Origin of the sequence: Pseudomonas sp. EA_15y_Pfl1_P101 (assembly GCF_963970835.1) — a bacterium.
GTDB classification, from domain to species: Bacteria; Pseudomonadota; Gammaproteobacteria; order Pseudomonadales; family Pseudomonadaceae; genus Aquipseudomonas; species Aquipseudomonas tritici.
In genome coordinates this window covers 109,580-131,991 of record NZ_CAXAPA010000016.1, presented here as the reverse complement: position 1 = coordinate 131,991, position 22,412 = coordinate 109,580, and the positions used below count along the sequence as shown (strand labels likewise).

General features: G+C 57.3%; 26 protein-coding genes and 1 tRNA gene. 11 read left to right on the top strand and 16 right to left on the bottom strand.

From position 1 onward, the window contains the following. Positions 1-65: 65 nt before the first annotated feature. A tRNA-Met gene (locus tag AACY36_RS23120) sits at positions 66-142 on the bottom strand. Positions 143-333: 191 nt separating this feature from the next. After that, entirely contained in the window at positions 334-885 is a 552-nt protein-coding gene (locus tag AACY36_RS23115) for an RNA polymerase sigma factor (protein WP_339427196.1), read from the bottom strand. A 262-nt stretch (positions 886-1,147) separates the two neighbouring features. On the opposite strand from AACY36_RS23115, the gene sctW reads away from it, so the two are divergent. Genes sctW through sctU form a run of 11 tightly spaced genes read left to right on the top strand, consistent with a single transcriptional unit; the run spans position 1,148 to position 11,285 of the window. Further along, positions 1,148-2,212: a type III secretion system gatekeeper subunit SctW gene (gene sctW, locus AACY36_RS23110; protein ID WP_339419636.1), complete on the top strand. Its 1,065-nt coding sequence runs from the start codon at positions 1,148-1,150 to the stop codon at positions 2,210-2,212. Further along, positions 2,209-4,302 carry a type III secretion system export apparatus subunit SctV gene (sctV, locus tag AACY36_RS23105; protein WP_339419634.1) on the top strand — a complete coding sequence of 698 codons (2,094 nt, stop codon included), beginning with the start codon at positions 2,209-2,211 and terminating at the stop codon, positions 4,300-4,302. The genes sctW and sctV overlap by 4 nt, the downstream gene beginning before the upstream one ends. Before the next feature lie 34 nt (positions 4,303-4,336). After that, positions 4,337-5,236, top strand: coding sequence for an FHA domain-containing protein (locus AACY36_RS23100; protein WP_339419632.1), 900 nt, complete (start codon positions 4,337-4,339; stop codon positions 5,234-5,236). Continuing rightward, positions 5,233-6,591 (top strand): FliI/YscN family ATPase, encoded by a 1,359-nt coding sequence (locus tag AACY36_RS23095; protein ID WP_339419630.1) that lies wholly within the window; start codon positions 5,233-5,235, stop codon positions 6,589-6,591. Before AACY36_RS23100 ends, AACY36_RS23095 begins: the two co-directional genes overlap by 4 nt. Next, entirely contained in the window at positions 6,578-7,006 is a 429-nt protein-coding gene (sctO, locus tag AACY36_RS23090) for a type III secretion system stalk subunit SctO (protein ID WP_065879669.1), read from the top strand. Before AACY36_RS23095 ends, sctO begins: the two co-directional genes overlap by 14 nt. Continuing rightward, on the top strand, positions 7,003-7,461 hold the full coding sequence (locus tag AACY36_RS23085; protein ID WP_339419627.1) for a type III secretion system HrpP C-terminal domain-containing protein: 459 nt from the start codon (positions 7,003-7,005) through the stop codon (positions 7,459-7,461). Before sctO ends, AACY36_RS23085 begins: the two co-directional genes overlap by 4 nt. Then, entirely contained in the window at positions 7,458-8,471 is a 1,014-nt protein-coding gene (locus AACY36_RS23080) for a FliM/FliN family flagellar motor switch protein (protein WP_339419625.1), read from the top strand. The genes AACY36_RS23085 and AACY36_RS23080 overlap by 4 nt, the downstream gene beginning before the upstream one ends. After that, complete coding sequence (gene sctR / locus AACY36_RS23075) at positions 8,468-9,121, top strand: type III secretion system export apparatus subunit SctR (protein ID WP_339419623.1); 654 nt, start codon at positions 8,468-8,470, stop codon at positions 9,119-9,121. The genes AACY36_RS23080 and sctR overlap by 4 nt, the downstream gene beginning before the upstream one ends. A 7-nt stretch (positions 9,122-9,128) precedes the next feature. Further along, complete coding sequence (sctS, locus tag AACY36_RS23070; protein WP_339419621.1) at positions 9,129-9,392, top strand: type III secretion system export apparatus subunit SctS; 264 nt, start codon at positions 9,129-9,131, stop codon at positions 9,390-9,392. Positions 9,393-9,402: 10 nt separating this feature from the next. Further along, complete coding sequence (gene sctT / locus AACY36_RS23065; RefSeq protein ID WP_339427194.1) at positions 9,403-10,191, top strand: type III secretion system export apparatus subunit SctT; 789 nt, start codon at positions 9,403-9,405, stop codon at positions 10,189-10,191. Further along, entirely contained in the window at positions 10,188-11,285 is a 1,098-nt protein-coding gene (sctU, locus tag AACY36_RS23060) for a type III secretion system export apparatus subunit SctU (protein WP_339419618.1), read from the top strand. Before sctT ends, sctU begins: the two co-directional genes overlap by 4 nt. On the opposite strand, the gene AACY36_RS23055 is transcribed toward sctU, so the two are convergent. The 14 genes from AACY36_RS23055 to AACY36_RS22990 all read right to left on the bottom strand — a co-directional run bounded on the left by AACY36_RS23055 (position 11,286) and on the right by AACY36_RS22990 (position 22,411). Then, the gene (locus AACY36_RS23055) at positions 11,286-11,624 is read right to left on the bottom strand and encodes a transcriptional regulator (RefSeq protein WP_339419617.1); all 339 of its coding nucleotides are present in this window, start codon (positions 11,622-11,624) and stop codon (positions 11,286-11,288) included. A gap of 11 nt (positions 11,625-11,635) precedes the next feature. Continuing rightward, a complete protein-coding gene (gene hrpT / locus AACY36_RS23050; RefSeq protein ID WP_339419615.1) occupies positions 11,636-11,839 on the bottom strand; it encodes an HrpT family type III secretion system protein in 204 nt (67 codons plus the stop codon). Beyond that, on the bottom strand, positions 11,836-13,971 hold the full coding sequence (gene sctC / locus AACY36_RS23045; protein ID WP_339419613.1) for a type III secretion system outer membrane ring subunit SctC: 2,136 nt from the start codon (positions 13,969-13,971) through the stop codon (positions 11,836-11,838). Before sctC ends, hrpT begins: the two co-directional genes overlap by 4 nt. 408 nt (positions 13,972-14,379) lie before the next feature. Further along, positions 14,380-14,598 (bottom strand): hypothetical protein, encoded by a 219-nt coding sequence (locus AACY36_RS23040; protein ID WP_339419611.1) that lies wholly within the window; start codon positions 14,596-14,598, stop codon positions 14,380-14,382. Positions 14,599-14,692: 94 nt separating this feature from the next. Further along, a complete protein-coding gene (sctL, locus tag AACY36_RS23035; RefSeq protein ID WP_339427192.1) occupies positions 14,693-15,280 on the bottom strand; it encodes a type III secretion system stator protein SctL in 588 nt (195 codons plus the stop codon). Beyond that, the gene (locus tag AACY36_RS23030; RefSeq protein ID WP_339427191.1) at positions 15,280-15,837 is read right to left on the bottom strand and encodes a type III secretion protein; all 558 of its coding nucleotides are present in this window, start codon (positions 15,835-15,837) and stop codon (positions 15,280-15,282) included. The genes sctL and AACY36_RS23030 overlap by 1 nt, the downstream gene beginning before the upstream one ends. Then, on the bottom strand, positions 15,830-16,651 hold the full coding sequence (sctJ, locus tag AACY36_RS23025) for a type III secretion system inner membrane ring lipoprotein SctJ (RefSeq protein ID WP_339427190.1): 822 nt from the start codon (positions 16,649-16,651) through the stop codon (positions 15,830-15,832). The genes AACY36_RS23030 and sctJ overlap by 8 nt, the downstream gene beginning before the upstream one ends. Positions 16,652-16,657: 6 nt before the next feature. Beyond that, the gene (locus AACY36_RS23020; RefSeq protein ID WP_339419606.1) at positions 16,658-17,020 is read right to left on the bottom strand and encodes a type III secretion apparatus protein RspB; all 363 of its coding nucleotides are present in this window, start codon (positions 17,018-17,020) and stop codon (positions 16,658-16,660) included. Between the two features lie 112 nt (positions 17,021-17,132). Beyond that, positions 17,133-17,336: a hypothetical protein gene (locus AACY36_RS23015; protein ID WP_339419605.1), complete on the bottom strand. Its 204-nt coding sequence runs from the start codon at positions 17,334-17,336 to the stop codon at positions 17,133-17,135. A 180-nt stretch (positions 17,337-17,516) separates the two neighbouring features. After that, entirely contained in the window at positions 17,517-18,443 is a 927-nt protein-coding gene (locus AACY36_RS23010; RefSeq protein WP_339419603.1) for a sigma 54-interacting transcriptional regulator, read from the bottom strand. Positions 18,444-18,846: 403 nt separating this feature from the next. Further along, positions 18,847-19,947 carry a redox-regulated ATPase YchF gene (ychF, locus tag AACY36_RS23005; protein ID WP_339419602.1) on the bottom strand — a complete coding sequence of 367 codons (1,101 nt, stop codon included), beginning with the start codon at positions 19,945-19,947 and terminating at the stop codon, positions 18,847-18,849. A 21-nt stretch (positions 19,948-19,968) separates the two neighbouring features. Continuing rightward, positions 19,969-20,553: an aminoacyl-tRNA hydrolase gene (gene pth / locus AACY36_RS23000; protein WP_017529915.1), complete on the bottom strand. Its 585-nt coding sequence runs from the start codon at positions 20,551-20,553 to the stop codon at positions 19,969-19,971. Positions 20,554-20,722: 169 nt separating this feature from the next. Beyond that, a complete protein-coding gene (locus AACY36_RS22995) occupies positions 20,723-21,331 on the bottom strand; it encodes a 50S ribosomal protein L25/general stress protein Ctc (protein WP_339419601.1) in 609 nt (202 codons plus the stop codon). 138 nt (positions 21,332-21,469) lie between these two features. Continuing rightward, positions 21,470-22,411 (bottom strand): ribose-phosphate pyrophosphokinase, encoded by a 942-nt coding sequence (locus AACY36_RS22990; RefSeq protein WP_003208392.1) that lies wholly within the window; start codon positions 22,409-22,411, stop codon positions 21,470-21,472. Between the last annotated feature and the right edge of the window lies 1 nt (position 22,412).

Genomic DNA, 22,412 nt, shown 5'->3' with positions numbered 1-22,412 from the left:
GGTCCCAGCACTTTCCGCGAGGCATAAAAAAACGGCCTACCTTTCGGTAAGCCGTTTTTAGTACTTGGTGGCTACACAGGGACTTGAACCCCGGACCCCAGCATTATGAATGCTATGCTCTAACCAACTGAGCTATGTAGCCAAGTGGCGCGCATTATTCGCGTAGAACGGAAATGCGTCAAGCATTTATTTTGAATTTTTATCTACGCTTTCAACTGTTTAAGCGAAATCACCGGATCTGGCGACGAGTGGTTCGTGATTCACCCTGTCGAGTCCCAAAAAAGCCTGATCGCGTTGGGCAGATATCCCTGCCGCCCAACGCGTGGTATGGCTTTAAGGAAGCTGCGAGTTGTGAGTGGCGCGTTTAAGCTGTTCACGCGCCCTTGAAAGGCGCGAGCGAACAGTGCCGATAGGAATGTCCAGTGCGTCGGCTGTGTCCTGGTAGCTGCCGTCGGTTTCCAGTGAGGCGTATAGCGTCTTGCGCATTTCCAGCGGCAAGTGGTCGATGGCGCTCAGGGTTTTTTCCAGGCGACGGTTCACCTCAAACTCCCAATCCAGGTTGTGGTTGTCTTCCTGGCCATGCCACAGCGACTCATCAAATTCGCAATGCACAGGCTTGGCGTACAGGCGCCTGAAGTGATTGCGGATAAGGTTCTGCGCGATACCACACATCCAGGTACTGAGTGTGGCATTGCCGCTGAAACGCTCTCGGTTGCGCCAGGCTTCCAGGTACGTCAATTGCAGAAGGTCGTCTGCATCTTCCGGGTTGAGGACGCGCTTGTGAATGAAGCGCCGCAGTTTTTTTTGCTGATCGTCTGTCAGGTGAAGCATGAATTGAGGCGAGCTGCCAACGAGGTGCGCTAAAGCTTCAATAGGGATATTCATGATTGTTTCCTTGGGGTAGACGCCGTCGAAAGTGTGTCGACGGGAACCCCTTTTGCACTGGCTGTGCCAAGAAAAAATCTTTGCTAACTCATTAATTTATATAGATAAATATTTTGAAATAACGCGTTTTTGTGCAATGCCTTGCGCAGAGCTCTGAAGATCTGTGCAAGTCTTTTCAAATGTGTCGCTGGATCCGGCTGGATGGAACCGTTTGAGCAGGCCTTGCCACACAGGGAAACACTCTTCCTGTTCAGGTCTGTCCATGAAAGTCGAATCCTCCCCCGATGTGCAAACGGTCCGTCCTCTGGATCAACCTGCTGTCATCCAGGCCTCTACGCCTGCGCCCGTCAATGGCGTGGATGAGCTCGCCTACCTGTTCAACCTGGAAGTGGAAAACAATAGCCAGCCCTTGAGTCAGCGGAAGATGAGCGTGCACGTGCCTCCGATCGAGCATATGGCGGAGCTTTATCGTCAGCTAGGTCATCCGGCCAAGAAGACCCTGGCGATGATTTCTTTGCTGGTCAGGGAAGCGCTACGGCAGCGGGCAGACGTTGGAGAATTGCTGAAGCTTTCCGAAGGCGACCCCGCGCGCGCGTTTGTCGTGCTCAAATATGTGGCGGCCCAGGCAGACACTGACGTGCGACCGTCCGAGGCGGCATTGGCGCGTGATGCCATGGCCAAGCTGCAGGTCCGCTTCAAAGGGGAGATTCAGGCCGGCCTGAACATCGCCGTGGCACTGCAGGCGGCCAGTGTCGATCCGCAGGAGCGCCAGGCGCTGCGTACGCTCTACTACGCCAGTGTGGTCACGCGCCAATCGTTGTCGACGATGATGCAGGCGTTGCTCGGCGTGTACGGCGGCGAACGGTTTGCCGACGGGCTCAACGTGATGCGCAAAGCGCTGGCGGACGATATCGCGGCCAAGGTGTCGTCAATGCCGACACCGCTGTTGCGCACGTTGTTACTGGGCCTGCAAAGCTGTGGGCAGTTGAGCGGGGTGCTGGCGGGTTGTCATGCGCTGCTCCAGCGCCTGGGCATCAATCACGACGCAGTGAGCTTGCTGCAGCGCATGCTGAGTTTCGCCGGTACTGGTATCACCGCTGCTGAGATTCTACGGATCGGCGATGAACTGGCGGGTGGTCCGAATGCCCAGCAATTGGTGGCGCTCAATGCCCTTTACCCCTTGGTCCAGCAATTGCCCTTAGCGTTATGGCTCGACAGTCGAGTGCGTGAAGAAACCCTTCGTGGCTTCCTGGCGGTGATGGGGGAATTGGATCGGCTCGCGCGTGGCCCTGCACGTTTTCCGAGTGAACTGGGGGCCATGGCGTGACGGCAATTTCGGCCATCAACCGCTTTTTGCTCAAGGTTGCGCAGCGCGCCGAAGTGCTGGGCGCTGTGGTGGTGCTGGCCATCGTCTTCATTTTTATCGTGCCGTTGCCCACCTGGTTGGTGGACATTCTGATCGCGCTCAACATCTGCATCTCGTGCCTGCTGATCGTGTTGGCACTGTACCTGCCGGGCCCCCTGGCGTTCTCTTCGTTCCCGTCGATCCTGCTGTTGACCACCATGTTTCGCCTGGCGCTATCGATCGCGACCACGCGCCTGATCCTGCTGGAGCAAGACGCCGGTGACATCGTCGAAGCCTTCGGCAATTTTGTGGTCGGCGGCAACCTGGCCGTGGGGATGGTGATCTTCCTGATCCTGACCCTGGTCAACTTCCTGGTGATCACCAAGGGCTCGGAGCGGGTGGCCGAAGTGGCGGCGCGGTTCAGCCTGGATGCGATGCCCGGCAAGCAGATGTCCATCGACAGCGACCTGCGTGCTGGCCTGATTGACGGCATGCAGGCTCGGGACAAACGCGAGCAGTTGTCGCGCGAGAGTCAATTGTTCGGGGCTATGGACGGGGCCATGAAGTTCGTCAAGGGTGATGCCATCGCGGGCTTGATTATCGTTGTGGTCAACCTGTTGGGTGGCTTCTCCACGGGCATGTTCCAACATGGTTTGAGTGCTGCGGATTCAATGGCACTGTATTCGGTGCTGACCATCGGCGACGGCCTGATTGCGCAGATTCCGGCGCTGCTGATTTCTCTCACCGCCGGCATGATCATTACCCGTGTGGCACCGGACGGACGCAAGGGTGCCAGCAACATGGGCGCCGAAATTGCCCGGCAAATGACCAGCGAACCCAAGAGTTGGATGATCGCCTCGGTGGGGATGCTTGCATTTGCCGCAGTACCCGGCATGCCTACCGGGGTGTTTATCCTTATCGCGACGATAACCGGTAGCTTGGGGTACTACCTGATGCGCCAGCGTCAACGGCAGGAGCAACCCGAAGCTGAAGCCGCAGAAGCGGTGCGTCCCGAAGAGAACGGTCGTGAGGACTTGCGTGGGTTTGATCCGTCAAGGCCATACCTGTTGCAGTTCTCTCCGGTGCTGCGAGGGACGCCTGAGGTGACGGATCTTGTCCACTCGATTCGCCAGGCCCGGAACGCACTGGTCGCCAATATCGGCTTGACACTGCCACCGTTCGAGGTGGAGCTCGATGATTCGCTCGCCGATGATGAAATGCGCTTTTGTGTGCATGAGGTACCGATGGTCAAGGCCTCGGTGGTCACTCATGTGGCGGTTGAGCGTAAGGCGCTGACGGTCGAGCCTGCACACGCGATACCGGGTTTGGCAGATCGCGATGAACAGCATTGGGTCTGGCTGGCGCCGAATGATCCGCTGCTCGATGATCCACAGGTGGAACGCTTCACCGCGGCGAGCCTGATCGTTGAGCGCATGAAGCAGGCAATGATGCTCAGCGGGCCCCAGTTCCTGGGGATTCAGGAGAGCAAGTCGATCCTTAGTTGGCTGGAGCACAACCAGCCGGAATTGGTTCAGGAGCTGCAGCGGATCATGCCGCTGTCGCGTTTTTCAGCGGTGTTGCAACGCTTGGCCAGCGAAGGTGTGCCGTTGCGGGCTGTACGACTGATTGTCGAGTCACTGATCGAGTACGGCCAGCATGAACGTGAGCCGGACGCGCTGGCCGACTACGCGCGCATTGCGCTCAAGGCACAGATCTACCATCAGTACAGCGAAGCCGATGGTCTGCATGCCTGGTTGCTGTCGCCGCAGACCGAAAACATCCTGCGTGAAGCGCTACGCCAGACGCAGACCGGGGTGTTCTTCGCACTCGACGACGAACATAGCGCGGCGTTGGTCGGGCTGCTCAACCAAGCCTTCTCGGTGCGCCCGAAACTCAAGAGCGTGATGTTGGTGGCGCAGGATTTGCGCAGCCCCCTGCGGACCTTGTTGCTGGAAGAATTCAACCACGTGCCGGTGCTGTCCTTTGCCGAGCTGAGCAGCACGTCCAAGGTCAAAGTACTGGGTCGTTTCGACCTGGGCCAGGATGAATTGATGCGCGGTGCGGTGGCATGAAGGTTGGTCTGGGTTCAGCACGGAGGGCTCGGTGATGTTCGAGCTGCGAGTGCTTGATGGGCTGCATCAAGGCGCTGCGTTGCCATTGTTTGGGGAGCAGTGGAGCATCGGTGCACACGCCGATGCTGACTTGGTGCTGAACGACCCGGGCATCGCCGAGCAGCATGCGCGGCTGCGACTCATCGACTCGAACTGGTCGGTGCAGGCTGAAGCGGGGCTTTTGCAGGATGCCGATGGTCAGATGTTGTCACAGATCGCACGCCTGGCGCTCAACGTCACGTTTTTGGTCGGCAGTGTGCGGCTGTGTGTGACCTTGGCCGATGAACCCTGGCCCCAGGCGCCCGCCCCCGTAGCGACAGCGTCGCCACGGGTCAATGAGCCTGCACGGGCGCTTAAGTTATCGGCCATCTCGCATTCGCAGCAGAAGCGTCTGATTACGCTGGTGCTGGTGGTGACGGTCATCTTTGTTGTGGTGGGCATGGCGTCCACCGGGAAGCCCGAGGCCATGGCTTCCTTGATGCCGCCTGTGGTGCAGAAACAGGAACTGGCCTCACCGTTTGAGGTACGCCAGCAGTTGTTGAAGATGCTCCGCGAACGGGAATTGAGCCAGCGAGTCGGTTTGCAAGTGATCAATGGGCAGGTCGCGCTCAGTGGGGACGTCTCACAGGATGAAGTGGACCTGGTCGCGCGCATGCTCAGCCGCTTTGGCGCGCAGTTCGACAGCGCGGTGCCGGTGATCAGCCGTGTGCGCGTACGCGATGGGACGTTGCCGTTCAAGATCGTACAGATCGTAGGTGGGCCCAATGGTCATGTGGTCCTGGAGGAGGGCAGTCGACTTTTTGTCGGGGATGAGGTGGACGGCCTGCGCCTAGTGTTGATCGACAACAGCAAGGTGGTCTTCGATGGCGTGCAGCGTTATGAGGTGCGCTGGTGAGCGCGGAACTGCAAGCACGCCTCGACGCCTGGCAGCAGCGCCAGGCCCAGTCGTTGGCCACTTTTGCGCCTGTGACGATGCGAGGTCGCATTCAGCGAGTCAATGGCATGTTGCTGCAGTGCCGGCTGCCTCAGGCGCGTATCGGTGATTTGTGTCGGGTGGAGAAAAAACCTGGCGACTACATGTTGGCCGAGATCATTGGTTTTGATCAGCAAGATGCCGTGCTCAGTGCCTTGGGCAACCTGGAAGGGGTGCGGGTGGGCGCTGGCGTGGAGCGTCTTGGTGTAGCGCATCGGGTCCAGGTCAGCGACGCATTGTTGGGCCAGGTGCTGGATGGTTTCGGGCGGCCGATCACGGGAGAAGGCCCCAGTGCGTTTGTCGAGGCCGACTTGCCGGACACGAGTGCGGTGTTGTGTGAGGCGCCGTTGCCCACCGAGCGCCCGCGGATCAACCGCGCGCTGGCCACCGGGGTGCGCTCTATCGATGGCCTGCTGACGCTGGGCGAGGGTCAGCGCGTGGGTCTGTTCGCGGGGGCGGGCTGCGGCAAGACCACCCTGTTGGCCGAGATCGCCCGTAACGTTGAGTGCGATGTCATCGTGTTCGGCCTGATCGGCGAGCGGGGTCGGGAGCTGCGTGAGTTCCTCGATCATGAGCTCGATGAGCAACTGCGTTCCAAAGCAGTACTGGTGTGTGCCACGTCCGATCGTTCCAGCATGGAGCGCGCCCGTGCGGCCTTCACGGCGACTGCATTGGCTGAAGGGTATCGGCGCAAGGGGCTTCGCGTGTTGCTGCTGATCGACTCCCTGACCCGATTCGCCAGGGCCCAGCGCGAAATTGGCCTGGCCGCCGGCGAGCCCCTCGGTCGTGGCGGCCTGCCGCCTTCGGTGTACAGCCTGTTGCCGCGGCTGGTGGAGCGCGCCGGGTTGACGCGTGAAGGGGTGATCACGGCGATCTATACCGTGTTGATCGAGCAAGACTCCATGAACGACCCGGTGGCTGATGAGGTTCGCTCGCTGCTCGACGGTCATATCGTGCTGTCCCGCAAGTTGGCCGAGCGCGGGCACTACCCCGCAGTGGATGTGCTGGCGAGCCTGTCGCGGATCTTGAGTAACGTCGCCGAGGCTGCGGATATCCAGGCGGGTACGGCGTTGCGGCGTTTGTTGTCGGCCTATCAGCAAATCGAACTGATGCTCAAGCTAGGTGAATACCAACCTGGCAGCGATGCCTTGACTGATCTGGCGGTGGACAGTCGCCAGGCGGTCGACAATTTCTTGCGCCAGGACTTGCGTGAGCCTGCACCGATGGAGGGGACGCTGGCGCAACTCAAGGAGCTGACGGCCTATGTCCCTTTCTGATGTGTTGCTCGGTGAAGTCGAGACGTTGCGGCGCCTGCGTCGGCACCGGGCAGACCGGGCCGAACGTGCCTTGCGTGAGGCCAAGCGAGCCCAGCAGGCTCTGCTCGCGCATATCCAGCAGGCCCAGGATGCGCTTGAGCAAACCCGGCAGGAGGAGGCCCTGCAAAGTGCTCAGTTACTCAGCCAGCACCAGGGGCAGGTACTGACCCTGCAGGCCCTGAAATCCTGGGGAACCCAGGAGCGCTCCTTGTCGGCCAGCACCCGACGAGACATGGGGCAGTTGGAAGCCTTGCGGGGCCAGCGGGAAGAAAAGCAGACCCGCGTTGGCAGTGCCCAGAAACAGGTCACGGAATGCCTGCGGCAGGTGGAAAAACTTCAGGAGTTATCCCTTTTACTGGCGCAGGAGCCGATATGACCCAGGTTTCAGATAAACCCGCAGAACGCCCGCAGCTGCGGGAAACACGCGAGGCGCGAGAGTCGGGAATTGCAGGCGTAGTGCCCGCGGAGTTGACGCGGTTATTCGCCCAGTTTTGGGCCGATGACGGTGACGGCTCGGGTGCGGGAACTTCTCTGTCGGGAACGAAGGGCGTGGAGGGTGCAGCCATGATCGAGGCGCTTGCCGAACAACTGGCACCTCGTCTGCAGGCCGCTTCGCAGTGGCCGCTTCAGGCAGTGTTGTACCTGCCTCGCCTGGGGCGGATCAACGCCAGTGTGCGTCGCGAGCAGGGTGCTTGGAGTATCGACCTGGACGCGGAGGAAGAGGCTACTGCGCGTTGGCTCAGCGGCGTGCGGCAACAGGTTGAGGGCCGGTTTACGCAAATGCTGGGGCGGCCAGCCAGCGTGTTAATGGCCAATGTCGGCTTCGCATGATGGTGCCGCTGCTGACACTCCCTTTGGTCAACGGCGATACGGTTGCCGCCCGGCGTCGACTGGGACGTGGGCTGTTCCTGGCGTTTGAGGTGGCGGGGCAGGGCGGTCAGTTGCGGCTTGAGCCTGGACGTGCGCCCGCGGGTGGCGAGGCTGTGTGCTTTGAAACCGTGTGTGGTGTGCTGGCGCTCGCCGAGGCAGGACCGTTGCTTAGCCTGCTGGGTGAATGCCCGGTGACGCTGGCCCCGTCCGGTAATGATCCGGATTCGTGGTTCTGGGCGGTGTTCCAGCATCACCTGAGTCCTCAGGTGAGAGCGCTGTTCGGCTTTGTGCGATTGCTGGAGATCGATCGACCCACAGCGTTTGGCTGCCGACTCAGTGTGACCCTGGGGAAATCTCGGGTCGAGGGGTATGTGTGGCTGAGCGCCTTGAGCTTCCTGGCGTTGTGCGATGCCGGGCCATGGCGTGCTACGGCGGTGCCGATGCCCGCCTCGTTTCGATTGGCCATTGCGGTGACCGTTGGACGTCTGCAGTTACCGATCGCGCAGGCACGCAGCCTGAGGCCCGGTGATGTGCTGGTGCTTGAACAGATCTTTTTTCTAGCCCAGGGCAGTGGCTATTTACAGGTTGGTACCCAGCGACTGCGCGGTTGTATCGACGATGACACTGGACCGTTGCGCCTGACCCTAACTTCAATTGAGGACACGTCTGTGGACGAGGATTTCATAGCCCCCCACTACTCAGGGGAAGAGGAGGATGCACCCGTCATGGATGTATTCGGCCACGAACCGTTCGATGAGCTGAGCATGGCGCTGAACGTACGCTGCGGCACGCTGAACCTTACCCTGGGTGAGTTACGCAACCTCTCGCCCGGCGCGGTTTTGGGTATTGCCGGTTACGCGCCGGGCATGGCTGGCCTCTATTACGGGGACCGGCCTATAGGTCAGGGGCAGTTGGTGGAAATTGACGGCCGCCTGGGCTTGCAGTTGTCCCGCGTGATGTTCGGTCAATGACATTTCAGGGGGTAGACCCCCTCATCCTGGCGATATTCGTTGCTGCGTTGTCGTTGATGCCGATGCTGTTGATCATCTGCACATCGTTCTTGAAGATTGTCATTGTGTTGATGATCACCCGCAATGCCATCGGTGTGCAGCAAGTGCCGCCGAGCATGGCCATCAATGGCATAGCGTTGGCGGCCACCCTGTTCATCATGGCGCCGGTGGGCTACGCGATCGCCGAGCGCCTCAAGGTTTCCCCCCTGGACACGTCCAACGTGCAATTGTTTCTGCAGACAGGGCGTGAGGCCATCCAACCGTTGAGTGCCTTCATGCTGCGCAACGTGGACCCGGATGTGCTGACTCATCTGCTGGAAAATACCGCACGCCTTTGGCCGGCGAAAATGGCCCAAGAGGTACAACGCGAGGACCTGATCCTGTTGATCCCGGCGTTTGTCCTGTCGCAACTGCAGGCGGGGTTCGAGATCGGCTTTTTGATCTACATCCCCTTTATCGTCATCGATCTTATTGTCTCCAACCTGCTGCTGGCGCTGGGTATGCAAATGGTTTCGCCGATGACTATTTCCCTGCCGCTCAAACTGTTGTTGTTCGTGATGGTGTCCGGTTGGTCGCGTCTGCTCGACAGCCTGTTCCTTTCCTATCTCTGAGGGGCTTATGGAACCGATTGTGTTGTTCAAGCAGGGCATGCTGCTGGTGGTCGTACTGACGGCACCGCCGTTGATTGTGGCGGTGGTGGTGGGTGTGTTGACATCGCTGGTACAGGCGCTGATGCAGATACAGGACCAGACGCTGCCCTTCGGTATCAAATTAGTGGCGGTGGGTATCACCTTGATCATGACCGGGCGCTGGATCGGCGTGGAGTTGATCCAACTGATCAATCTGGCCTTCGACATGATCGGCCGCTCGGCCCTGAACTGAGGTAGCGCCTGTGCTGCTGTACCTGGAGTATCTGCCCAGCTTGCTCATCGGCATGGCGCGTATTTATCCCTGCGCCATTCTGGTGGCAGCGTTCTGTTTTCAACATATTCGCGGCAGGCTCCGCGGCACTATTGTGATGGTCCTGGCGCTGCTGCCCGCGCCGGGTATTCACGCGGCGCTGGAGGGGCACGACTATTCGGCGCTCATACTCGGTGGGCTGGTGCTCAAGGAAATTGCCCTGGGATTGTTGCTGGGGGTGCTGCTGTCGATGCCGTTCTGGATGTTCGAGGCAGTGGGAGCGTTGCTGGATAACCAGCGCGGAGCCTTGGCCGGTGGCCAGCTCAACCCTTCGTTGGGGCCGGATGCCACCCCGATGGGGCATTTGTTCAAGCAATTGGCCATTTTTCTTCTGATGACCACCCTGGGGTTGGGCGCGCTGACCCAGGTGATCTGGGACAGCTACCTGATCTGGCCTCCCACGGTGTGGTTCCCGCTACCGGCGGCGAATGGAATGAGCCTGTTTGTCGATCTGCTGGGCGATACCTTTACACACATGATGCTCTACGCAGCGCCTTTTATTGCGGTACTGCTGTTGCTGGAGTTTGGTATCGCGCTGCTGGGGGTCTACAGCCAACAGTTACAAGTGAGCACGCTTGCGCCACCGGTCAAATGCCTGGCAGGTATCGGTATTTTGTTGCTGTACTTTGCACTGCTGCAGGACCTGATCGTCGGGCGCATGAGCCTGCTGGGCGACTTGAAACACTCACTCGGTCTCTTGATAAAGGTCGCCACCCCATGAGTGATTCCGGCGAAAAAAAACACCCTGCCTCAGCCAAAAAACTGCGTGACCAACGCAAGAAAGGCCAGGTTGCCCAAAGCCAGGATGTCGCAAAGTTACTGGTGCTGACCGCCATCAGTGAGATTGCCTTGTTCACCGCCGAGACCAGCCTGCAACGCTTCCAGCAATTGATGATCTTGCCGATGTCACGCCTGACGCAGCCCTTTGCGCGAGCACTGGAAGAGGTGCTGTCCGAGGGTTTGGTGGTGTTTTTCTCATTCGCCCTGTTGATGGTCGGGGTTGCGATTGCCGCCAAGCTCATCAGCAGTTGGATGCAGTTCGGGTTGCTGTTCGCTCCGGAGACCCTGAAGCTGGATTTCAACCGCCTCAACCCGATCAGCCAAATCAAGCAAATGTTCTCAGCCCAGCAATTGATGAACCTATTGATGAGCGTTGCGAAAGCATTTCTTATTGCTTTGATTTTGTATGTGGTGATCCGGCCCTCATTGGGCACGCTGATTAACTTGGCCAACACGGATTTGCAAAGTTATATCCTGGCGTTGATTGCGCTGTTTCGTCACCTGCTGCATGCCTGCCTCGGCGTGCTGCTGGTGCTGGCGCTTATCGACCTGGTAATGGTCAAGCACTTCTTTGCCAAGCGCATGCGCATGACCCAAGTGGAGGTCGTCAAAGAGTACAAGGACATGGAAGGTGACCCTCACGTAAAAGGGCAGCGACGTGCACTGGCGCATCAGATGGCTCAGGAAGAACCCAAGGTCAAGCTGCCCAAGCTGGAAGAGGCCGATATGCTGGTGGTCAACCCGACTCACTTTGCCGTGGCCCTTTACTACCGGCCCGGTAAAACGGCGCTGCCCCTGCTGGTGAGCAAGGGCACAGATGGCGAAGCGCGCAAATTGATCCGGCGCGCCAAGGCGGCCGATGTGCCGGTAATCCAGTGTGTGTGGCTGGCCCGCACGCTCTACACGAAAAAACTGGGAGCCAGCATTCCCCGCGAAACCTTGCAGGCTGTGGCGCTGATTTACCGCACCTTGCGCGAACTCGATGATGAAGCCAAGCGCGAAACTCTGGAACTGCCGGAACTCGAGCAGCGTTAATCATCTGTCCAAGGCTTGCAGATTGGCCAGCGACAGCATCCGGCTGAGGACCCTGTCGAGGGTGCTGTTCGTTGCCGGCAATGCATGCCAGATCACCAAATGGCCTTTGGCGTCAAGGTAGATAAAACAGCCATCGAACGCCACAGCCTGTTCAAAACGTCGCTCCAACGCTCGCTGCAATTGCCCGGGCTGCAACGTTTCGCGTGCGACTTGCAGGGCCAGCCCTGGGCGATTTCCGGCGGGCAGTGAGCACACCTTGATACCGGGCGCGAGGGACAAGTGAGCAGCAGCGCCGCTCACCAGGTTGTCCAGAAATACCTGGCGTTTGTCGTCGGGCATTTCCTGGGTCCTCATCGTTCCAGCGACACAGTCTGGTAATCCGCCCGCTCACCGGCGGGGCCAGGTTCGACGCGCATCTGCGGCGGCCACCAGATCACCATCTTGTCCTTGGTCGATTGCGGGCGTGAGCACGAATCACCTTTGCAGGTGGGCGTACAGCCGGTGATGAGCAGCGCTGCGCCGATCAGGGTCATGCACAAAAGTCTGAGTTTCATGGCGTAGCCTTTTTATCGGAAGTGATCAAGGACGGACGGGGCACACTGACATGTTCATCCTTCAACGCGGGGCGCATGGCGATAAATACCTCGGCTTCTTCACCTGGCTTGAGCCAGGCGCGTGGCCACACGGTGACCCCGAGGGTCTGCGAGTTGCTGCATTCCTTTTCATCGATACGCACATTGCGCTTGAACTGGTTGCGCAACACCACGACCGCCACGTTGTATTCCGGTCCGGCGTACCACTGGCTGCGTTCGGTATTCAATGCCAGCAAGTCTCGGGTGCTGCACAAGGTGTTCAGCCCCAGAGGCATCGGTGCCGGGTTGAACGCCTTGGGCACCTCCCCGCTAACGAGGCGTGCCAGGGTGCTGATGATGTCACTGCGTTTGATCACCGGCTCATGAGGGGAATAGCGCCTGGCCAGTGGTGTGAGAGCGGCTTGTAACTCGCCCTGGTCGGCTTGCGGCAAGTAGCGTGACGGGTCGTCCTGGTCGCCGATGACGCGTGGTGTGAGGATAAACAAGCGCTCACGCCGATTATTCTGGCGTTCGGTCGAGGAAAACAGCGCCTTGCCCAACAGTGGAATATCCCCCAGCAGGGGGATCTTTTTTTGCCTGTCAGAACTTTCAGTGACGTGGAAACCGCCGACCACCAGCGAACGTTTTTCTTCCATCACAGCTTGTGTGCTGACCTTGCCCCGGCGCACATCCAAGTGATTGGGGTCGGGGTTGGTCTCGTCGAAATTGCCATCCTCAATATCCACTGCCAAATGGATTTGGTGAACGCCGCGGCTGGTGGTGACCCTGGGCACGACCTGAAAGCTGGTGCCCACGGTGACCGGTAAGATAGTTGCGTATTCGCTGCCGGGGGTCAGGTATTGGGTGCGGTTGAAGTCAATCACCGCAGGTTGGTTTTCTAGGGTGAGCACCGAGGGGTTTGAGACCATGGTTGCCAGCCCTTTGGCTTCCAGCGCGCGGATATCTGCGTAGAAGCGATCACGGTTCTCGATCGATAACTGCGACGAGGTACCGGGTGCCATGTTCGCGCCACCCCGGAAACGACTGTTCTGGAAGCCCCAGGTCACCCCGAATTCGCGCAACTGCGTGCGCTCGATATCCAGAATGATCGCATCGATTTCGATCAGCTTGCGCGCGACGTCAAGTTGCGTGATCAATTCACGGTACATGGCCTGGCGTTCCGGCAAGTCATAGATCAGCACCGCGTTGTTGCGCAGGTCGGCTTCGACGCGTATCCGGCTGTTGGAGACCGGCGCGCGCGGGGTCAATGCGGGGGCTGCGTCGAACTGCCCGCTATTGCCATTTGCACCGAGCATTTGGCCTAGCAATGGGTTGCCCAGCCGAGGGACGTTAGGGGTGAGCGGGGCAGGCTGGGACGTCGGGCGCCGGCTCAGTCCAGTGAGCGCAGAGGCAGAACGTGGTTCCAGCAGCCCCCGCAGAATAGTGGCGACGCCAGGTACGATGAGCTTCTCACCGCGATAATCCACGTGACGGTCTGCCGCACTGGCAAACTTCAGCGGGTAACTCAGCACGCTCTGCTTCTCATCCGGCGAGCGGCGCTGACTGCTGAACTGCTTGATCTGATCGATATAGCGCTTGGGGCCGGAGACGAGTACCACACCGTCTTCCGGCAACTCGCCCCAACCGAAACGGCTGTCGAGCAATCCGATATCGGTCAGCGCCTGCTTGAGGTCGGCAATCGTTTCTGAGGAGACTTCCAGGCGCGCGGACTCCTGCTGGTCCAGCGTACTGATGAAGAGGGTGTTGTTGTAGAGGTACCACTGAAAACGGTGCTCGACGCCCAGCCTGTCCAGCATCGATTGCGGGGTATTCGCGCGGATCTTGCCGTTGACGTCGCCTTCGAGCAGGCCCTCGATTTGCAGTTGCGTGCCGAAGGTCTGGGCGAAGTCTTCGAGCACTTCCCGTAAGGGTTTGTGTTCAGCTTCATAGGCGTAGGCGGTGTTTTTCCATTCGGCGGGGATGGCGGCAAGGCTGTTGTGCACCGGGGCCAGCAAGCAGGCAAATGCGACCAGGCATCGCCAGTCAGGCCGTTTGCAAGGAATTTCAGGCGGGTTGAGGCGCAAGCTGCTGCGCTTGAGGAGATTGTTATACATAAAAGCTTCCCTATCTAGTGCTGCAACGAGCGTAGCGACGTAGGTTTGAACGGATGGACCGGCTTGTTCAGGCGCGCGACAGTGGCGCGCCAGGTATCGCGTTGGTTGAGCAGGGACTCGATACAGCGCTGCAGATGCTGTGCGTCGTGTCTGTCGTGCACGCAATGAATCAGCCAGAGGTCACCCCTCACTGGAGACTGAGCGAGAGCACCCCGAAAATGTGCCAGGCTGACCGCTCCGAGTCGCATCCAGGTCATCAGCGTTGATTTATTGGGGGGGGATTGGGTCAATTGGACGCTTAGCAACAGAGTGGTCGAACAGAGACGCAGGACAACTTCGTCATCATTCTCGAATAATCTGAATTCCCCAGTGCCACGACTCAAATACTCGGCAAGTAACGCTTCCAATTTACTGTGCGCTGTCCAGGCCGGATTTGAGTAGCATGAACTGCACGCGGGTCTGCTCGTTCAGTGCATATTCAGATTTGCGATGGTGAGTGATGAGGTCGAAAAAAAATTCCATATCTTCCGCAGACCCGGAGTTGTTTTCTAGTGCGTAAGTGAGGTCTCGTTTAACGTGGCGTGCATCACTTAAGAGTTTGCTTTTAAAACCGTCGAAATAATTCATGGGATTTCCTCTAGGCGTACATCCCTTTTTGGTAAATATTTCAAATTGGTTCCATGGGACTCGGGTTTTATTTCATGAAATGTATTCATTCGTCTTATTTCAAAGGGCCGTCATCATTTTTCATGAGGGTGTTGACCATGGAGATCCAGTCAATGCGGAAGTCGCCCTCTTCGGTATTCAATAGGAGCATTTGCGGTTCGATCGAATTTTCTGCGCGCAGCGTCCAGTGATTATTACCGCCGCTGTCCAGGCATCGCCTTACAGTCTCAAGTTCATGTGGGTTGCACACCAGTGTTGCTTTGATTGCGGGAACGTGGCATGCCACCAGTTGCTTGATAAGGGCGGCAATGCGGTGTGGGGCGGGCGTTTCTTCAAGGAGCAAATAGATAGCCTGGTTGGCAATCGACGTAGCGTGTCGTTCGAGGCTGTCACATAACGCCTGACGCTCGACTTCCCAACGTTGAAGTTGGGTATTCACACGCTGCCATATTTCCAGGCCGGCTTTTTCGAGCAAGGCTTCACGTTGTTCGTGTGCCTCTCGAAGTAATTGCCTAGCCGCTGCCTTCGCCTGTTCCACCACGTCACCGGCCAGGGTGTAACTTGCGAGTGCTTCGCACGAGACCAGGCTTCCCGGGACGGGAGGTGTTGCGCCAAGCGAGTCGATTTTGCGTCGGCATAACATCATTGATCTCCCTGTTCCCATGAATCAAAAGCGTCACTGTTGCCGTTCGTGCCCATCCGCCATACCACCGCATGCCAGAGGGTATCGAGACGGCTATGAGAGCCGTTGAGCGTCAGTGTTTTTTCTTCCAGGTCAAGGACGCGTCGGCGAGGAAAGCGCAGCCTGATTCGTTGCCAGGTAGCAGGGCTGATCCAGACGCGTAGTAATTGCAACGGATCGTTATTGGGCTGCAGGATATCAACGGGCAACGCTTTGGACAGACTGTTACACCACTGGTGATGGTGCTTATCCAGTGCCGTTGCGTAGGTAGGACGGTAGATGCCGTCGATCAGGGCGAGGCCCAGATCCAGTTGTTTCATTGAAGCAACTGCCAATTGAAGTACTGTGGGGTCAGGTACTGGAGGCAGGCAGGGGGCAACGCCGTAATGTGTACCCGTGACTACCTGCCGACTGCGATGAAGCTCCACAAGCGCGGCGTATTTTTTTATCGTTTTCCAGTCTTCATGCGCATGTAACCATGGGGCTGCCCACCATTGGGCCCATACAAGATTACTCATTGTTTGAATGCGCCGGCAGGTCATGGGATGGCCCATGTGTTTGAGCCGGTAATACAGAGTCGTGCAGGACTTGTTGGGTTCGCTTATGCCAGAACACGCCTGCCGATATCAAAAGCACTATGGCAAGCAGCGTGACAGTCACTAGGGTTTGCCAAAAAAAGATGTCATCTCCAGGAACCAGAAACGGCCCAAAGTAGGCCAGCCGCTGTGGGTCCAGATAAGCTGTCGCGGGCACGAAGACGACTGTCAGTTTTTGCGGGTTGTCGACTGCTACGGCCATACCCGGAATGCTACTTGCAACCATCCTGCGAACACGCGCCCTGATTTTGTCCGGGTCAAGCCGCGGGTCATGTTTAATGAACACGGAGGCGGAGGCGGGTTGTACCGGCTCCCCCGGAGCAACACGCTCCGGCAATACCACATGTACGCGGGCTACGACAACGCCGTCAATGTTCGATAAAGTTGTTTCCAACTCTTGGGATAATGCGTAGATGTAGCGGGCTCTTTCTTCCAGCGGCGTTGAAATCACGCCTTCTTTACGAAAGGTGTCGCCCAGCGTAGCGCGTGCTGCTCGAGGGAGCCCGACGGCCTCGAGTGTTCGTACGGCACGCGCCATGTCGGATGCATTGACAACCACAATGACGCCATCTTTTTCGGGGACTTTCGTGGCGCGAATATGTTTGTCTGCCAGTTCTGCTACGACTTCATTGGCCTCCTGTTCAGTGAGTTGGCGATGAAGCTCGACACGTTCACTGCAGGCATTCAATAGGAATGAGAAAAACAGGATGAATGCGATATATAGCGGGCGGTTCATTTTAACCTACTGGAGGTTGCTGATTTTATCGATACATTGGGCCGTCTTGCCGACGCTCTTCGTCAACAGGTGCGTCAGTAGCAAGGCGTCGGAAAGCTGACTTGGATATTTTCTAGCCTCGTCGAGTTTGTTTGTGCCGCTGAGTGCGCGCAAACTCTTGGTCATGCGATCAGTGACGGAAGTTAGCGTGTCGGCGGCGTCGGCAAACAGGGTGGGTGGATTGAAATGACTGACCGCCATGTTCGGGAATGAAGAGGGAGTCAAGGCCGAGTTGAAAAAGTTCACATCTGTACTTGAGGCGTGCACGTCGTCTGTTCTGGAGACACCAGACAGTCTGATTTCAGCAGGATTTATAACGTTTATCATCATGGAGCCCCGCCGCTGAGTGGTATAGATTTGCAGTGTTTAGTGGGAATAGCAAAGTTCACTTGATGGCCTCTCCGCAGAGGTATGTCGGAAAGGCCAAGGTGCTATCGTTTAATTACAAGCGCAGGGCGTCAACGGCTGATTTGATACCGCTGGTATTAGCATTTTCTGCCGCTTTGAATGCGTTTTTTACGCCATCCGCCCGTTTTTTTGCTTCTGAGGCTTCAAGGCCTGCGTCGGCATCTTGAGCAGACATGCTGCTGTTATTGCCGAAACCGCCCGAATAAGGTGAAAAGGATGAGCTGCCAGGAATAGCCATGTTGTTTCTCCTTGTATAACGTTAGTTTTACTGGATTCAGCGATACTTTAAGACGGGGTTATCACCGCAATGCTGTTCCACTATTTATGTGGTTCAAGAGATGTATGCGTTCCCTGCGGCACTGGAAGGTATGTTTCAAAAAATGTGCTACTTTTTGCCCGGCGCACGTTCAAGGCATTCTCAGTTCAGTGATACGCCTAGATGCTTCATTCGGTGGTAGAGCGTTCTTTTGGCAACACCCAGCTCATTCGCCACACTGTCGACACAGTGGCTGTTTTGACGAAGCGACTCCTCAATCAGCGACTTCTCCATCTGATGCAAGCGTGTCTTCAGGCTCATGTCTAGTTCCTGGCGGATCATCACTGTAGTAGAGAGCGGTGGCAGGCCGAGTACGAAGCGCTTCGCCGTGGAGCGTAGCTCGCGGACATTGCCTCTCCAGGAGTGGCACAGCAACTGCTGTAACAGCTGGTTACTGGGAGGGGGAGGGGGATGGCATTTGAAGTGATCAGCCTCCTGCTCAATCATCTCAAGGAACATAGGTATGATCCGCCCTGGCTGATCCCGCAACGTTGGGAGGTGGATACCTACGACATTCAAGCGAAAGTATAAGTCGCGACGGAAGGTACCTTGCTCGACCATGTCGTGCAGGGCGTGTTGGGCTGATGCAATCACGCGCATGTCTACTGGGATGAATCGGGTAGAGCCTAAACGTTCCACCCCACGGGATTCCAATACGCGTAAAAGTTTTGCTTGCAGCGTCAGCGGCATGCTGTCGATTTCATCTAGGTATAAGGTGCCCAGATGGGCCGCTTCAATGAAGCCAGCCCGAGATTGCATGGCGCCCGTGTAGGCGCCACTGTTTACGCCGAATAGCTGGCTTTCGGCAAGGCTTTCCGGAATGGCAGCACAGTTGACCGCGACGAAGTTTCCTTTGCGGCGGGAGAGGTGGTGTATATGGTGCGCCAAGGTATCTTTACCAGTACCTGTTTCTCCCAGTAGCAGAATATCTACATCGAGAGCCGCTGTGCTATTTACCGTGGTTTCGATACTCGGGCAATCAGAAAAAGATATATCTGTTATAAGCCTATTCTGACTGAGCGTCGACATAGCGTTTTGCTCCAGTGTGGTGGCTGCTTTATGTGGGTATATCTCCATGTGCACTCAGTTAAACAGGATTTTTTTCTGATGTCATGATCCCGTCAGTGCATAACATCATGTTTAAGGCTTAAGCAGTGGGTGTTAAAAACTATCAAGGTTCTATTGGCTTGTTTATAAAAAATGGGTGTAAGAGAAGTCTTAAAGTAATAAGGAATAGCTTTGGTGCGAGCGGTTTTTTTCGGTAAAAGGTGCGGAGTATGCCGAACTTTTTATTTAAGGTTTTTCAGTCAGTGTCCTGTTCATAGGTGCGTCCGTGAACAGAAAAGATTTTACATTTGACGAGAGAGCGGCCACAAAAAAGCCGATGCAACTGCATCGGCTTTTTTGTTTGCGGGGTAAACCGCGGGTGCTACTACACGTTGAAGCGGAAGTGCATCACATCGCCATCTTTAACGATGTATTCCTTTCCTTCCAAGCGCCACTTACCGGCTTCCTTGGTACCGGCTTCGCCCTTGTACTGGATGAAGTCGTTGTAGGCGATCACTTCGGCGCGGATGAAGCCCTTCTCGAAGTCGGTGTGGATCACGCCCGCAGCCTGTGGCGCGGTGGCGCCGACTTTGACGGTCCAGGCGCGGACTTCTTCGACACCGGCGGTGAAGTAAGTCTGTAGGTGCAGCATTTCGTAGCCAGCGCGGATCACTCGGTTCAGGCCAGGCTCTTCAAGGCCCAGGGCCTCGAGGAACATGTCTTTCTCTTCGCCGTCATCCAGCTCGGCGATTTCCGCTTCGATCTTGTTGCACACCGGGACCACGATCGCGCCTTCTTCGTCGGCGATAGCCTTGACCACGTCGAGCAGCGGGTTGTTCTCGAAGCCGTCTTCAGCAACGTTGGCGATGTACATCACAGGCTTGGTCGTCAGCAGATGGAAGCCCTTGATCACCGCTTTTTCGTCGGTGCTCATGTTCTTCATCAGGCTGCGCGCAGGCCTGCCTTCGGTGAAGTGAGCAATCAGCTGCTCCAGCAGGCCTTTCTGGACCACTGCATCCTTGTCACCGCCCTTTGCGTTACGCGCAACCTTCTGCAGTTGCTTTTCGCAGCTGTCGAGGTCGGCGAAGATCAGTTCCAGGTCGATAATCTCGATGTCACGCTTCGGGTCAACGCTGTTGGAGACGTGAATCACGTTCTCGTCTTCAAAGCAGCGGACTACGTGGGCGATGGCATCGGTTTCGCGGATGTTGGCCAGGAACTTGTTACCCAGGCCTTCACCTTTCGACGCACCGGCTACCAGGCCGGCGATGTCGACGAATTCCATGGTCGTCGGCAGGACGCGCTTGGGATTGACGATGGCCGCCAATGCCGCAAGGCGCGGGTCCGGCATAGCCACGATACCGCTGTTGGGTTCGATGGTGCAGAAGGGGAAGTTCTCCGCTGCAATACCGGACTTGGTCAAGGCGTTGAACAGGGTGGATTTGCCGACGTTGGGCAGGCCGACGATGCCGCAATTGAATCCCATGGTGTTTCCCCTCGGTAAGAGTCAGGCCTTCTGGCTGTGCAGGTTTTTCATCGCGCGGTTCCATTCACCGGCGAAGATATCCGGCAGCACGCCGAGGGCAAAATCGATGCTGGCATCGAGTTTTTCCTGTTCGGCGCGTGGCGCACGACCCAGGACGAAATTTGAAACCATACTGGCAACGCCTGGGTGGCCAATGCCGAGCCGCAGACGGTAAAAATTATTCTGATTACCCAGCTGCGCAATGATGTCGCGCAGGCCATTGTGCCCGCCATGCCCGCCGCCGAGCTTGAGCTTGGCAACGCCGGGTGGCAGGTCCAGTTCGTCATGGGCCACCAGGATTTCCTCGGGTTTGATCCGGAAGAAGCCCGCAAGCGCCGCGACAGATTGGCCGCTGCGGTTCATGTAGGTGGTGGGAATCAGCAGACGAACATCCTGACCCTGATGCGAGAAGCGCCCGGTCAGGCCAAAATATTTGCGATCGGCCGCAAGGTTTACACCTTGTGCGTGGGCGATGCGCTCAACAAAAAGGGCCCCCGCGTTATGCCGGGTCTGTTCGTATTCGGCGCCTGGATTTCCCAGGCCAACGATCAGTTTAATGGCAGTCACGACAGGGGCCCTTCCTTTGGAGTTGTGGATAACATCGCCGCAACCTGGTTGCGGCGAAAGTGGACGACAGAAGCTAACTTATCCAGAGATAAACTTCGCGTTATCGCCCGCTTTCTCGCTACGTTTCGGTCCGCGATGTTTCCTCAAGCTCCGACGTTACAGAGAGAAATTACTCTGCAGCGGGTTCTTCAGCTTCGTCAGCTTCTACGACAACACGTGGAGCGTGGACGTTGGCAACAGCCTTGTCGTCATCGTGAGCCAGAGCGACGAATTCAACGCCTTTAGGGGCTTTGAGGTCGGACAAGTGAATGATGGTGCCGATTTCAGCAGCCGACAGGTCGACTTCGATGAACTCAGGCAGATCTTTCGGCAGGCAGCTTACTTCCAGCTCAGTAGCAGTGTGGGAAACAACGCCACCTTTCTTGATCGGTGCTTCTTCACCGACGAAGTGCACAGGTACGATAGCGCTCAGCTTTTGACCGGCTACAACGCGGATGAAGTCAGCGTGCAGTACGTGGCCTTTGGCTGGGTGGCGTTGCAGAGCCTTGATGATGACGTTCTGCTTTTTGCCACCGACGTTCAGCTCGATGATGTGGCTGTAGGCCGCATCGTTTTCGAGCAGTTTGGCAATTTCTTTAGCCAGCATGCTGATGGATTCAGGGGCTTTTTCGCCACCGTAAACTACAGCTGGAACCAGGCTTGCGAGACGACGCAGGCGGCGGCTCGCACCTTTCCCCAGGTCGGAACGCACTTCAGCATTCAGAGTAAAATCGTTCATGTTGTATCTCCAAAATAACCACATTCGCCCCAGCGTTTGCGACCAGCGCTAAAGGCGATATGGGCAAAAAAGCCCCGCCCCAACAAAATGCTGGGGCGGGGCGCTTTTCGTCAGTGAGGTGTGCCGAAGGTTTGACCCTTAACGGAACATCGCGCTGATCGATTCTTCGTTGCTGATACGGCGAACCGCTTCGGCAACTACCGGTGCGATATCCAGTTGACGGATACGCGAACAGGCTTGAGCAGCAGCGGACAACGGGATGGTGTTAGTCACCACCAGTTCGTCCAGCATGGAATTCTCGATGTTCTCGATCGCTCGACCCGACAGCACAGGGTGTGTGCAGTAGGCGAAGACTTTAGCTGCACCGTGCTCTTTCAAGGCTTTGGCCGCGTGGCACAGGGTGCCGGCGGTGTCGACCATGTCATCAACCAGAATACAGGTACGCCCTTCGACATCACCGATGATATGCATCACTTCAGAGTGATTGGCTTTCTCACGGCGTTTGTCGATGATCCCGAGATCAACGCCCAGGGATTTGGCAACGGCCCGTGCACGCACGACGCCACCAATGTCCGGGGACACGATCATCAGGTTTTCAAAGCGCTGGTCTTCAATGTCATCCACCAAGACTGGGGAGCCGTAGATGTTATCTACCGGAATATCGAAGAACCCCTGGATTTGGTCAGCGTGCAGGTCAACCGTGAGAACACGGTCGATACCTACCACGGTCAGCATGTCAGCAACGACTTTCGCGCTGATAGCCACACGTGCGGAACGCGGACGGCGATCCTGACGAGCATAACCAAAGTAAGGGATTACAGCTGTGATTCGAGTCGCTGAGGAGCGGCGGAAGGCATCAGCCATCACGACGAGTTCCATCAGGTTATCGTTGGTCGGAGCGCAGGTCGGCTGAATAATGAAGACGTCTTTACCGCGGACATTTTCATTGATCTCGGCTGTAATTTCGCCGTCGGAGAATTTACCGACAGAGATGTCACCGAGAGGGATATGCAGCTGACGTACGACACGTCGAGCCAGATCGGGGTTGGCGTTCCCCGTAAAGACCATCATCTTGGACACG